This is a genomic window from Pseudodesulfovibrio indicus (assembly GCF_001563225.1).
Classification (GTDB): domain Bacteria; phylum Desulfobacterota; class Desulfovibrionia; order Desulfovibrionales; family Desulfovibrionaceae; genus Pseudodesulfovibrio; species Pseudodesulfovibrio indicus.
The window spans coordinates 992,803-1,005,668 of record NZ_CP014206.1 but is presented as its reverse complement, the minus strand read 5'-3'; the positions used below and the strand labels follow the sequence as shown (position 1 = coordinate 1,005,668).

Sequence of the window (12,866 nt, the reverse complement as noted above, 5' to 3'; positions counted from 1 at the left end):
TATGGAACTGGACCTCTCCTGGCCGGTCCTGTGGAACGGCCTGTTCTGGCCGCTCATCAGGCTGACCTTCTTCATCTCCGTCGGCCTCCTGGTGGGCAACCTCATCGAGTCCCTGCAATGGACCCGCTACGCCGCCAAACTGGCCGATCCCCTGGCCCGCCGTGCGCGGCTCAAGGACGTATCCGCCGCCTCGTTCACCATGGCCTTCTTCTCCGGGATCACGGCCAACACCATGCTCTCCGAGGCCCATGAGAAGGATATCATCTCGGACCGCGAGCTGATCCTGTCCAACCTGTTCAACTCCCTGCCCACCTATTTCCTGCACCTGCCGACCATCTTCTTCATCGCCGCACCGTTCATCGGCGCGGCGGCTGCGACCTACGTCGGCCTGACCGCCTTCGCGGCCGTGATCCGGACCATGGCCATCGTCTTCGCGGGCAAGTTCCTGCTCCCGCCGCTGACCGAAGGGTGCCTCCCCTGCCGCCTGAAGGAAATGGAGGAGAAGCGCGACACCCGCTCGGCCCTCCTGAAGACCTGGAAGCGGTTCAAGAAACGGCTGCCCAAGGTGCTGTACCTGACCTGCCCCATCTACACCATGTTCTTCGTGCTCAAGCAGCTCGGCCTGTTCGCCTGGCTGGAGTCGTTCATGGCCGGCGGGGCGGGCCTGTTCACCTTTCTCCCGCCCGAGGCGCTGTCCATCGTGGCCTTCCACATGGCCGCCGAGTTCACCGCCGGGCTGGCCGTGGCCAGCGCGCTCATAGCGGACACGGCCCTGACCCAGACCCAGGTCATCCTGGCGCTCATGCTCGGCAACGTGCTCTCCTCGCCGGTGCGCGCGTTCCGCCACCAGTTCCCCTACTACGCGGGCATCTTCCGCCCGCGCATGGCCTTCAAGCTGATCCTCTACAACCAGCTCCTGCGCTGCCTGACCATCGCCCTGGTCGGCGCGGCCTATGCCCTGATCGCGGCCTGATCCTTCCCGGCGCCCGGATGAAAGGCGTACCTCGGCCCGCCCGACAACCCCTTCGCTTCACCCGTTTTTTTGTGCAGATGTGCACATCTGCTTGTGCAATACACATCACATTGCACAAATGTTGCGCCTGCAACAAACCCTTATCATGCTGAAATAATTTATTATGAATGTTTGGCACGCCCTATGCTTAAAGCAAGTCATGATTGATGCAGTTACTGTCACTCTCATCATCCTGGCCGTCGTTTTGTTACGGCGGTCCCTCCTCACCGACCCGGACGCCGCCCCCGGCGTCCGGGAAGAAGGTGGGGCGAATTTCGGCCTTACGGCCCGGGTCCCCGTTCCAGCCCGGACGACAACCCCCCATCCCGTCCGGAAAATGCGGAGCAGGTAGCCCGGCCATAGCGCACATACCATACCTCCCTTGAAAAGCAGTTTCTAACCTCAACCCCTCCTCAAAAGCAGACCTCTAACCCCAGAAAGGGCCGCAACCGCGGCCCTTTCGCCTTTCTGCGCCCTTCGGCATCCTCCTGCCGCCTTTCCTTGTCAGAAACCCGACGACCGCGTATAACAGGCGGGAATTGCCCCTCCAACTGAACCGGAAGAGAGGCGTATGAACGATTTCGACAGGGAACAGCCCGCGGGGGGAACCGCAGAAACCGACCCGCTCATCGGCCTTTCCGGCGAGGAGCGACTCGCCTACGCGGTTCACCGGGTCGAGGCCAAGCTCCTCGACTACGACGGGTACGACTTCTCCCGACGCCAGATCCTGGCCCTGAACATCTTCTTTGAGCTGGCCCAGGAGCTGCGCGGGCGCGAAATGTTCTACGCCATCTGCATGGCCATTCCCCGCGCGCTGTTCGGGCTGGAGTCCACCCTGTACATCCTGGAGGACGAGGAGACCTTCTCCCTGGCCGCCTGCTCCACCGGCAGGTGCGACCTGGCGTCGACCCGGCCCTGGGGCGAGGAGATGAACCAGCGGCTCACCGTCCAGGGCGAGGAGCTGTACATCCCCATCCCCGGCAACCCGGAATACGCGGACATGCTTGCCTTTGTGCCGCCCCACAACATCCTGGGCAGCTTCGTCATACGCCCCTGCGCCGACATGCCCGGCCACGCCCGCCTGTTTCTCGAGAAATACGTCAACCGCGTGGGCTACCAGCTCCATCACAGGATCATCCGCGCCCGCAACCGCGAGCACATCGCGTTCATCAAGTCCATGGTCCAGGACATCGGCCACAACGTCATCGTGCCCAACATGTACTTCAAGCTCTATTTCAACCGGCTCAAGCGCAAGATCGAGGAGCTGCACCTGACCACCGGCCGGGTGCTGGAGATGTTGCGCCAATGCGAGGGGGAGGATTACGTGCGCGAGGGCAACCGGCTGGCCGAGATCGCCGGGGGCATCGAGGCCCAGTACCAGGAGATATACAGCCACTACGAGTCCACCTCCATGTTCCTGGAGACCCTGCTTCGGCGGCGGCACTTCGAGGAGGGGCGGTACGTGCTGGACAAGCGCGACGTGAATCTGCGCACCACGGTCATCGACCCGGCGCTGGAACGGTTCCGGCTGCGCTTCGAGGAGCGCGGGATCGAGGTCGAGGTGGACGGGGAAGGCGACGAGGAGCAGGTCATCCGGGTCATCCTGGACCGGGGCCTGATCTCCCAGGTGCTGGAGAACCTGCTGTCCAACGCCCTGAAATACACCGAGAAGGTGGTCCGCGACGGGCGAAAGGGGCGGTTCGTGTTCTGCGGCTGGAAAATCCTGAACGACTACTTCGGACCCGGCAAGCCGGGCATCCGCATCTGGGTCACCTCATCGGGCAACCCGCTGGACCTCGACGACCCCATGGAGGTCTTCAAGCCCGGCTTCCGCGCGACCAACGTGGCCCGCGAGTCCGGCACCGGCCGCGGCCTCTACTTCGTCCGCCAGGTGGTGGAGCTGCACGGAGGCAAGGTCGGCTACTCCCACGCCGCCAACGGCAACGAATTCTACCTCGTGCTCCCCTACGAACACGCCTGATCGGCGGCCGCCCCGGCTATTCCCTTGCCGGGGGGAGTTCCTCCCGCGTCTCGGCGCGCTTGGCCAGGAGCCTGCGGTACCAGGAGAGGCACAGGCAGGTCATGGGCAGGGCGATGAGCAGGCCCAGGAACCCCAGGAGCCTGCCCCAAACGGACAGGGACAGAAGGATCAGCCACGGGGAGAGGCCCAGGCTCTCGCCCTGGATGCGGGGGACCAGGACCGCGTCCTGGATGACCTGGACCACGGCCATGACCGCCACGGCCAGGCCGATGCCCACCCACACGGACTCGCCCGCCTCCAGGGAGTCCAGCCCGGCCAGGAGCAGAACCGGCACCGCGCCCACCGCGCCCAGGTACGGGGCGATGTTCAGGATGCCGATGAGCATGCCCATGACCAGCCCGAGGGGCAGGCCGATGAGCACGAACCCAAAGGACATGAGCACCCCCACCAGCAGGCAGACGATGATCTGGCCCCGGAAATACAGCCCCATGGTCTTTTCGAACTCGGCCACGAAATCGGTCACGCCCTGGCGGTACTCGTCGGGCAGGTAGTCCTGCCAGCCCGCCTTGATGCGCCCGAAATCGGCCAGCAGGAAGATCACGTAGAGCAGGATGACGAACAGGCCGAACACCCCGGTCGCCGCGTTGATGGCTCCTACGGCCACGCCCCGGATGCCCGGCACCACGTTGCCCGCCACGGTCTTGACCGCATTGAGCGCGCCCTGGGCCGTGAACAGGTCGCGGACCTCGGGCGACTGCACGGTCTCGCGCACCCAGTTCCAGAGGTCGGGCGGCAGATGCGCCGCCACCTTGTCCGCCAGCTCGGTGTTCGAGACCATCCGCGACAGGACCTGGCCCATGTGCGAGAACTCGTTGACCATCATGGGAACGAGCAGGAGGATTACCCCGGCGCCGGCCAGGGTCACGAGCAGCATGGTCAGGAGCACGGCCACGCCCCGGCTGCGCACCAGCCGCTGGATGCGGCTGGTCAGGGGGTTGAGCAGGTAGGCCACCAGCAGCGCGGCCACGAACGGCACGAGCACGCCGGACAGGTAGCCCAGCAGCCAGACCATGCCCACGAAAAACCCTGCTCCCAGGACCATCCTGACCACGGAATCCAGGGTATACGGCTTGCCGCTCTCGAACATGCTCCCTCCAAAGGTTTCAAGGTTCCCCATTCCTTACGTGCATATCCCCCTTTTGTGAAGCCGCACAAAAAGGAACGCCTGTCGCCGGAGCGGCAGGCGTTCAAAAAGGTCGCAGGGGAGCGTGCGCTAGAGCACTTCGCGGGCGCGCATGCCCAGCAGGAAGAGGATGGCGTCCAGCCCCAGGGTGGAGATGGACTGCCGCGCGCCCTCCTTGACCTTGGGTTTGGCGTGGAAGGCGATGCCCAGCCCCGCAAGGTTGAGCATGGGCAGGTCGTTGGCCCCGTCGCCCACGGCGATGACCTGCTGCAACGAGATGGACTCCTGGTCCGCGATGGACTGGAGCAGCTCGGCCTTCTTCTCGGCGTCCACGATGTCGCCCAGGGCCTTGCCCGTGAGCTTGCCGTCCCTGATCTCCAGCTCGTTGGCGTAGACGTAGTCGATGCCGTACTTGCGCTTCAGGATGTCGCCGAAATAGGTGAACCCGCCGGACAGGATGGCGATCTTGTAGCCCACGTTCTTGAGGTTGGAGATGAGCTTTTCCGCGCCCTCGGACATGGGCAGCCGGGCGGCCACCTTCTTGAGCACTGACTCGTCCAGCCCTTCGAGCAGGGAGAGGCGCTTGCGCAGGGACTGCTTGAAGTCCAGCTCGCCGCGCATGGCCGCCTCGGTGATGGCCGCCACCTGGTCGCCCACGCCCGCCTCCTTGGCCAGCTCGTCGATGACCTCGGCCTGGATCAGGGTGGAGTCCATGTCGAAGGCCACCAGCCTGCGGTTGCGGCGGAAGATGTTGTCCTCCTGGAAGGCGATGTCGACCATCAGCTCCGAGGAGATCTGGAGGAAGCGGGAGCGGATCTCGGCCACGTCCGTGGGGGTGCCGCGCACGGTGAACTCCACGCAGCCGCGCGAGCACTCGTAGTCGTTGCAGTCGAGCGGCACGCGCCCGGACAGCCGGTGGATGGTCTCGATGTTCAGCCCGCAGTCCGAGACGACCTTGGTGATGGCCGCGATCTGGCCCGAGGAGACCGAACGGGCCAGCAGCGTGATGATGAACCGGGGCTTGTGCGCCTCGCCCACCCAGGAGGTGTAGTTCTCCTCGGCCAGGGGATGCAGCCGCATGGTCACGCCCAGCTCGTGGGCCTTGAAGAGCAGGTCCTTGAGCACGGGCTGGGAGTTGGCCGGAAGGCGGATGAGGATGCCGAGCGTCAGGAAGTTGTGGATGACCACCTGGCCGATGTCGAGGACGTCCACGTCGTAGCCCGCGAGCACGCCAGAGAGTTCGGAAGTCAGGCCGGGGCGGTCGCCGCCGGTCACGTGTACCAGTATGATCTTTTCCATGGATAACCCCCGTGAGAACTTGGGCGGACCTTCTCATATATTGGGGCGGCAGTAAACCGTGCGGGGGAGGGGGAATGCGGGCCGCGCCCGCCCCGCTTTTTTGGAGGGAGGAATCCGCCCGCGAGGCCCTGCGCCGCCTTCTGTCCCCCCGCCATGGCCGTTGTGGAATCCTTCGGGTTCCGCCTCGCCGAACAGCGGCAACCCACCCCGCGACAACAAAAAAAAGCCGCCCGAAAGCGGCCTTTTCCCGTCCCGCGGCACGGAATGCTACACGTAGTTCGGGTAGTCCGTGCACAGGAGGTGCAGGGGCGGCTCGTCCTCTTCGATTTCGGGGAAGCGGGCCTGGGGTTGGTGGAAGCGGTTGTCGGTGTTGTCGTCGTTGACCGACGAGACCTCGCCCACCAGGACCTTGCCCTTGCCGGGTTCGCCGTAGAAGCGGTGGTACATGCCCTGCTCCAGGAAGATGGATTCGCCCGGGGTGAGGACGACCTTGCCGCCGGGCTGGACGATGCGGGTGAAGCCGTCCACGGACACGGCCAGGGGTTCCGCGCCCAGCTCTTCGGACGGGGTGGAGCCGTACAGCTCGATGACCAGGTTGCCGCCGCCCCGGTTGATGATGTCCTCGGTCTTGGACCAGTGGAAATGCATGGGGCAGATCTGGTTCTCGCGGACGATCATGATCTTTTCCGCATATTTCTTGGGATGTCCGGCGGCCAGGTTGCCGTTGCGGATGGTGAACAGGATCAGCCCGCGCCGCTCGAAATCGCCCGCGCCGTAATCGGTCAGGTCCCAGCCGAGCTGGTTGGCCACCACCTCGGACCCGCCCTTGCCCTTCCACTGTTCGGGACCCCAGAAGGCCCAGGGCGGCAGGGCGAATTTGAAGGAACCGAAGAACTCCTTGGCGTCGCGGATGAGTGCGTTGATTTCGCTGCGTTTCATGCCACCCTTCTAGGTGAGCGGGTAGGACCCGTCAAGCGGTTCCGGCACCACCAAACCTGGACACCGGGACCGGTCCGGGGCAGACTGCGCCCATGACCGATAACCATCCCGCCATTCTGCCCTTCGAGGACCGCCACCGGGACGGCGTGACCGCCCTGTGGCGCGCCGTGTTCGGCTACCCCGCCGACTACAACGAGCCGGGGTTCGTCATCGACGCCAAGGTCGCCCGCGACCGCCTCTTCTGGGTGGCCGAAGCGGGCGGTGTGGAGTCGGGCCTGGTGGTCGGGACAATCATGGCCGGGTACGACGGCCACCGGGGCTGGATATACTCCCTGGCCGTGCACCCGGACCAGCGGGGCCGGAGGCTGGGAACCCGGCTGCTGGACCGCGCCCTGGCCGAGCTCAAGGCCCTGGGCTGCGTCAAGGTCAACCTCCAGATCCTGGAGTCCAACGAGACCGTGCGCCGTTTCTACGAGGCCAACGGCTTTACCGTGGAGCCGCGCCTCTCCATGGGCAGGCGGCTGGACTAGCCGGTTTCGCCCCGGCCCGTATTTCCCGGGCCAAAAAAAAGTGGCGCTCCACTGCCACCGGGTATATAGGAGAACCCTGCTCTGCTGTTTTGACCTGAAGCGGGGGGTCGTCCCTATGCACCCCCCGGAACGCGCGAGGAACATGAGATGGGACTGTTTTCCAGCAAGAATACCAAAGAAAATTCCGAGCTGAACGCCTTCCTGGGCGTCGGGACAGAATACCGGGGCAAGCTCGAGTTTGTCGGCACGGTCCGCATCGACGGGCGGTACGAGGGTGAAATCACCACCGACGGCAATCTGATCCTCGGCCGCAAGGCGTATATCGAAGGCGTGGTGCGCGTGGGGCAGTTGACCTCCTGCGGCGAGATCCGCGGCGACGTCCACGTCAAGGAAAAGGCCGTGTTCGAAAAAACGAGCGTCCTCAAGGGAAGCCTTGACACCCCGGTGCTTGTCGTGGAAAAGGGCGCCGTGGTCGAAGGGACCATCAACATGACCAGGGGCGAGGGCGTTGCCGCCAACCCCAAGGTCGTGTCCGCAAATTTCGGCGGCCAATCCAAGACGGCCGCCAGGGAACCCGAGGTCGCCAAGACCGGCTCCGACGACACCGGAGCGTAACGGAGGTACGACATGTTTGAACTGGTCATCGAAAACAAAGGCGCGGAATACGTCGCCTTCACCGCCGAGAAGAAGCGCGAGGTGGAGCTGGTCATGCAGTGCCACATTCGCTCTCTGACCGACGGCCTGGCCTACATCCGTGAGGCCAAACCCGAAAAAGAAAAGAAATAATCGGCCCGACCAAGCCGACGACAAAGGGCCGCTCCCAAACCGGAGCGGCCCTTTTGTTTTGCCCCTTCACAGCGGCACCCTCCCCCGCCATCAGGCCCGAAGGCCCTCTTCCTTCGCACGTTGTTCCGCCAAGCCGCAGAGAGCGAGCCCTGTTCTGGCCGCCTAGAAGCCGACCGCGAAGGGGCGGCGGCTCCGCTCCCGTGGCCCGGCGGCATCCCATAGAAGGGGCGTTCCCGTGGAGGCACGCACTCTACTTTTGATCGGATGGAGCCGTCCCGAGCGAATCGGATTCTCAGCGGCCAAACTTCGGGCGGGGATGTCCCCCCAGGGCCTTTTCTTTGGTTCTTTCTTTTGGCCCAACAAAAGAAAGAACCCCGCCGGGAGGGCTGTTCGAAACTTGGAGGAGCGCCAGCGACGGCTCTAAAAAAAGGACTAAGCCACTCTCCCCTCCACCATGGTCACCATCCTGTCCGCCCTCGCGGCGTACTCCCCGTCGTGCGTGACCATGACGATGGACAACCCATCCCCCTTCAAATCCCCCAGCAACTCCATGATCGACTCGCCGGTCGCCTTGTCCAGGTTGCCGGTGGGCTCGTCCGCGAACAACAGCGCGGACTCCTTGACCAGGGCGCGGGCGATGGCCACCCGCTGCTGCTCGCCGCCGGACAGGTGGCCGGGCAGCTTGTCGCCCTTGCCGGACAGCCCCACCCGCTCCAGGCAGGCGTCGGCCCGCTTGCGCTGCTCGGCGGTCACGGGCCGCACGCCCTGCATGTAGGGCAGGAGCACGTTCTCGCGCGCCGAGAGATACGGCAGCAGGTGATGGAACTGGAAGATCACGGCGAAGTCCCGGCTCCTGAGCTCGTTGAGCCGGGCGCGGGAGAAGTTGGTGACGTCCTCGCCACGGTAGAGCAGCTCGCCCCCGTCCGGGGCCAGGAGCGTGGACAGGATGTTCAGGAAGGTGGTCTTGCCGGACCCGGAACGGCCCACGATGGACACGAACTCGCCCGGCTCCACGGTCAGGTCGGCCCCGCACAGGACGCGGGACTCCAACCCTTCGGACCGGAAGGTCTTGGTGATGTTTCTGGCTTCGAACATGATCACTCCTACAGGGATATGAGGGCTTCGGACGGTTCCACGGACGCGGCCTTCCAGGCCGGGAAGAACGCGGACAGCACGGACACGGCCACGATGAGCAGCCCGGTCAGGGCCATGTGGCCAGGGTTGAAGACGAGCGTCGCGTCCTTGGCCATGTCGAGCAGGGCCAGGACCTTGAGGCTCAGGCCGTAGCCCGCCGCATACCCCGCCGCACCCGCCACCAGGCCGATGACCACGGCCTCGAAGCAGAAGATGGCGAACACGCCCGATCTGGCAAAACCGAGGGAACGCATCAGGCCGATCTCCTTGATCCGCTCGTTGACCGAGGCGAGCATGGTCACGCCGACCATGCAGCAGGCGATGAACAGGATGACCAGGGACACGGTCAGGATGAGGTCCTTGACGAAGTTCACCGAGTACATGCGCTGCTTGACGATGGACTGCAGCGCCTGGATGTCCGTGCCGGGCAGCGCCTTTTGCAGCTCGGCCACGATCTCGTCGATGGGGCAGCCCGCGCACAGGGCCGCGACCTCCACGAAGCTGACCCGGCCCGGCGAACCGAAGTGCGCCTGGGCGAAGTCCATGGACGCGAAGATCACCGAGTCGTCGTCCGAGCCGGTGGGCATGAGCACGCCCGCCACGCGCACGGGTACGTCGTTCAGGGTCAGGTCCGAGCCGGGGACCAGCCCCAGGTTGGCGGCGGCCTTGGCCCCGACCAGCACGCCGTTTTCGGCTTCCGGGAAAGCGCCGTTCACGGCCCAGTAGCCCTTGAGGATCTTCTCCCGGTCCCAGCGCACGCCGACCACGCCCACGGCGGTGTCGCCCGCCTTGGCCATGGCCACCAGCTTGGGCGCGACCACGGCGATGCGCTCCCGAAGCTCGATCCCCGCGACCCGCTCGGCCACCAGGGTTTCGTCCAGGTCGTGCACGCCGAGCGCCATGTCCCCCATGGCGAAGCCGCCGTAGCTCACGGTCAGCTTTTCGCTTTGGGGCATGATCAGGATGTTCGCGCCGTAGGCGGTGAGCTTCTTCTCAAGGGAGTCGCCCACCACGCTGGAGACGTAGTTCAGGGACACGATGGAGGTCACGCCCAGGGTGAAGACCAGCAGCAGGAGCAGGGTCTTGACCCATTTCCGGCGGATGTTCCTGAGCGGAATGGTCAGGATGTTCATGTTAGAAGTACCCGGCCCCGGCACTGATGTCGGCGGCCGGGATGACCACGCTCTCGCCGCTCACGGTGCGGGCCAGGGGCGAAGGATTGCAGCCGCCGCGGACCTCATTGATGCGCGAGGAGTGGAACTTCTGGCCGCAATTGTTGCAGACCATGAACTCGCCGTCCTGGGAATACCCCTTTTTCTCCAGATAGCAGACGTCGCAGGCGTCGAAGGCCGCGCGGATCACGCCGTCGCTGCTCTTGAGCACAAAGAATTTCACGTCCTTGCCGTTGGCATCAAAGGAATAGTAATGCGCCGCGCCGTCCGACACGGCCGCCACCGGCAGGGTCACGCTCCCGTTCACCGCCTCGACCTTCTCAGGCCCGCCGAAACCCCAAAACGCCTTGCCCTCGGCAGCAAAACCCAGGGCGAACAACATCACGATCACGCCGACGTATTTCAGTCCGTTCATAATTTCCTCCGTCCCAATTCCAGACTTCTGTGGTATGAAAATAGTGCAAGCTCTCGCTGAAAACAGTTACTAAACCATTCTACTATGCAGACACCATACCAAACACGAACTCATATCTTTCCGACAACTTGCCGCCAAACCAACGCCGCAAACCGGTGCACCACTCCGCACCCTTGCACAAGTCTGTGCAATTTACAGCACACATACCGACACGCCTCCGGCGGGCAGGGAGAAGGGGGGGAAACCTTTTGCAAAAGGTTTCCCCCTGGCCCCCCATCCCCTTTCCAAGACTCATTGTCGCCGCCTTTGGCGGAGCAGGACAACGGACGGGCTGCTCTCTGGAGCGGTTTTTGGCCACCCGCAAACGGCATACCCAAGCCCCGTCCAAAGGCTCCCCCTGGAGCACTTTGGGGCGAAGCCGTACCGAGCGGAGCGGAGCGGATTCTTGGCGGCAAAACTCGGGGGGGGGGGGATACCCGCCAAAGCACTTTTCTTTGGTTCTTTCTTTTTTGCTTTGGAAAAAAAAGAACCCCGCCGGGAGGGCTCCCCAAAAAACATGAAGGAGCGACAACGTCGACTCTCATGACGGACAACAACTCCCGCGCGACATCGTGCACCACCTCTCCCGCATCACGCAAAAAAAAGGCCGCCCCAAGGGGCGGCCTTCCGTATCGCTTCCAACAAGGGAACCGATTCTACTTTCCGAACGGACACTTCGGGAACGAACACGTCTTGCAATTCATGCAGAACCCGCCCTCTCCGAGCCGCGCCAGATCCTTCCGGCTCAACTGCTGTCCGGCCAGGATCCTCGGCAGCACCACGTCGAACGCCGTGGTCTTGTAGAACAACGCACAGGCCGGAACCCCGATGATGTCGGCCTGCTTCAGCTTGCCCACCAGCGTCATGGTGCCGGGCAGCATGGGCACGCCGTAGAGGTCGCCGTGCAGCCCGGCGTCCACCAGGGCCGCACGGGTCACGTCGTCCGGGTCCACGGACATGCCGGCGGTGGTCACCACCAGGTCGCAGCCGCCTTCGAGCATCGCCTTGGCCGCCTTGGTGATGGCCTCGCGGTCGTCGGGCACGATGTCGGTCATGTGCACCTCGGAGCCGAGGTTGATGACCTTGGACGAGACGATGGGGATGAACTTGTCCTCGATGAGGCCCTGGAACACTTCGGTGCCGGTGACCAGGATGCCGACCTTGGCCGTCCGCAGGGGCAGGACGGACAGCACAGGCCCTTCGCCAAGGGCGGTCAGGGCGCGGCTGAACCGGTCGCGGGAGATGTACAGTGGGATGGCGCGGGTGCCGGCCACGCCCTTGCCCTCGGGCATGACGGACCCGTCGTGGCGGGTGGCGAGCATGACGTCCGGGGACAGGTTGAACCGGGTCAGGGCGTCCAGGTCGATGGACAGCATGCCGGGATACTCGGCGAAGAAGTTGATCTTGCCCTCTTCCGGGTTCGGGTCGTAGGTGATGCCCGGCCCGGCCATGCGCTTGGCGAACGCCTTGACCGCGTCGTTCTCGTGCACCCACTCGTCGCCCGGCAGGGCCTCGCCGTCAAAGACGTTGAACTTGCCGATGCGCTGCAACCGGCAGACGTCGCCCACGTCCAGGACGTCGCCGGCGCGGGCGATGGGGCCCTTGGATTCGCCCGGCTCGATGCCGGTCATGTCGTGGACGACCTGCTTGCCCACGGCCTGCTCCACCGGGACCACCCGAAGTTCCGGCCCGTCGGGGGCGTCGTCGGCGCAGGCCACGTTCTCCATGGCCACGTAGGGGTCCTCGCCCTGGCAGCCGCGGCAGATGGAGCCGTCCGAGCCGGGATACGCCTCGCCACAGACCGGACAGACGTCGATGGTGGTCATGTGGCCGTGGCCCAGGTATTTCTTGGAAATGGTCACGGGCCGGATGGAGCAGATGGTGTCCCCCGCCTCCTCGATCTCGGCGAACAGCTTGTCGGTGTCCTGTTCCGCCTTGGGCTTCTCCTTCATGAACCAGCCCCGGATCTCCGGCCACTTGTCGAGCTTCTTCCGATCAATGGCCACGCGCACGCCAACACCCGTGAACTTGTCGTACAGGGACACGGCGTACCGGCCCAGCAGCTTGACCTTCATCCAGTTGTTGCCCGTGGAGCAGAGGGTCAGGAGCTGGACCGCGTCGGGCAGACACTTGCCGGACTCGACCATGGCCTCGAACAGGGTGCCTTCGGGCAACCGGGCCTTGGCCGCTTCCACCATGTATCCGCCGATGAGCAATCCCGGAGCGGGATACCCGTGAAATTCCTTGGCCTTCTGCTTGAACTCTTCAAAGGTGTACTGACCGATGTTCATGTTTGCCTCACTGTTCGCGTTCGCGGGCGGCATGACCGATGCCGTCTTTTCCCCGATTATGACCATAAAAATGGAAACGCACTAT

At 64.4% G+C, this 12,866-nt stretch carries 12 protein-coding genes; 5 read left to right on the top strand and 7 right to left on the bottom strand.

Features of this window, described 5'->3' with window-relative positions; all coding sequences use genetic code 11:
- Position 1 precedes the first annotated feature (1 nt).
- Both AWY79_RS04615 and AWY79_RS04610 read left to right on the top strand, forming a co-directional pair.
- Positions 2 to 973, top strand: a complete 972-nt coding sequence (locus AWY79_RS04615) for a hypothetical protein (protein ID WP_066800935.1) — start codon at positions 2 to 4, stop codon at positions 971 to 973.
- 610 nt (positions 974 to 1,583) lie between these two features.
- The gene (locus AWY79_RS04610) at positions 1,584 to 2,993 is read left to right on the top strand and encodes a sensor histidine kinase (RefSeq protein WP_066800932.1); all 1,410 of its coding nucleotides are present in this window, start codon (positions 1,584 to 1,586) and stop codon (positions 2,991 to 2,993) included.
- A 16-nt stretch (positions 2,994 to 3,009) separates the two neighbouring features.
- Here AWY79_RS04610 and AWY79_RS04605 read toward each other — a convergent pair whose 3' ends face one another.
- The 3 genes from AWY79_RS04605 to AWY79_RS04595 form a co-directional block, all read right to left on the bottom strand.
- Complete coding sequence (locus AWY79_RS04605) at positions 3,010 to 4,140, bottom strand: AI-2E family transporter (RefSeq protein ID WP_066800929.1); 1,131 nt, start codon at positions 4,138 to 4,140, stop codon at positions 3,010 to 3,012.
- Positions 4,141 to 4,266: 126 nt separating this feature from the next.
- Positions 4,267 to 5,475, bottom strand: a complete 1,209-nt coding sequence (gene serB / locus AWY79_RS04600; RefSeq protein ID WP_066800926.1) for a phosphoserine phosphatase SerB — start codon at positions 5,473 to 5,475, stop codon at positions 4,267 to 4,269.
- A gap of 267 nt (positions 5,476 to 5,742) precedes the next feature.
- The gene (locus AWY79_RS04595) at positions 5,743 to 6,414 is read right to left on the bottom strand and encodes a D-lyxose/D-mannose family sugar isomerase (RefSeq protein ID WP_066800924.1); all 672 of its coding nucleotides are present in this window, start codon (positions 6,412 to 6,414) and stop codon (positions 5,743 to 5,745) included.
- Between the two features lie 92 nt (positions 6,415 to 6,506).
- Between AWY79_RS04595 and AWY79_RS04590 the strand changes: the two genes are divergently transcribed.
- The 3 genes from AWY79_RS04590 to AWY79_RS19080 all read left to right on the top strand — a co-directional run bounded on the left by AWY79_RS04590 (position 6,507) and on the right by AWY79_RS19080 (position 7,730).
- Positions 6,507 to 6,944 (top strand): GNAT family acetyltransferase, encoded by a 438-nt coding sequence (locus AWY79_RS04590; RefSeq protein ID WP_066800922.1) that lies wholly within the window; start codon positions 6,507 to 6,509, stop codon positions 6,942 to 6,944.
- Between the two features lie 147 nt (positions 6,945 to 7,091).
- Positions 7,092 to 7,559 carry a bactofilin family protein gene (locus tag AWY79_RS04585; RefSeq protein WP_066800920.1) on the top strand — a complete coding sequence of 156 codons (468 nt, stop codon included), beginning with the start codon at positions 7,092 to 7,094 and terminating at the stop codon, positions 7,557 to 7,559.
- 12 nt (positions 7,560 to 7,571) lie between these two features.
- Positions 7,572 to 7,730 (top strand): hypothetical protein, encoded by a 159-nt coding sequence (locus AWY79_RS19080; RefSeq protein ID WP_166671388.1) that lies wholly within the window; start codon positions 7,572 to 7,574, stop codon positions 7,728 to 7,730.
- Between the two features lie 432 nt (positions 7,731 to 8,162).
- On the opposite strand, the gene AWY79_RS04580 is transcribed toward AWY79_RS19080, so the two are convergent.
- The 4 genes from AWY79_RS04580 to AWY79_RS04565 form a co-directional block, all read right to left on the bottom strand.
- Positions 8,163 to 8,825 (bottom strand): ABC transporter ATP-binding protein, encoded by a 663-nt coding sequence (locus tag AWY79_RS04580; RefSeq protein ID WP_066800917.1) that lies wholly within the window; start codon positions 8,823 to 8,825, stop codon positions 8,163 to 8,165.
- 8 nt (positions 8,826 to 8,833) lie between these two features.
- Entirely contained in the window at positions 8,834 to 9,997 is a 1,164-nt protein-coding gene (locus AWY79_RS04575) for an ABC transporter permease (RefSeq protein WP_066800914.1), read from the bottom strand.
- 1 nt (position 9,998) lies between these two features.
- Positions 9,999 to 10,451 (bottom strand): DUF2318 domain-containing protein, encoded by a 453-nt coding sequence (locus AWY79_RS04570; RefSeq protein ID WP_066800911.1) that lies wholly within the window; start codon positions 10,449 to 10,451, stop codon positions 9,999 to 10,001.
- Positions 10,452 to 11,146: 695 nt separating this feature from the next.
- Complete coding sequence (locus AWY79_RS04565) at positions 11,147 to 12,781, bottom strand: FmdE family protein (protein WP_066800908.1); 1,635 nt, start codon at positions 12,779 to 12,781, stop codon at positions 11,147 to 11,149.
- Between the last annotated feature and the right edge of the window lie 85 nt (positions 12,782 to 12,866).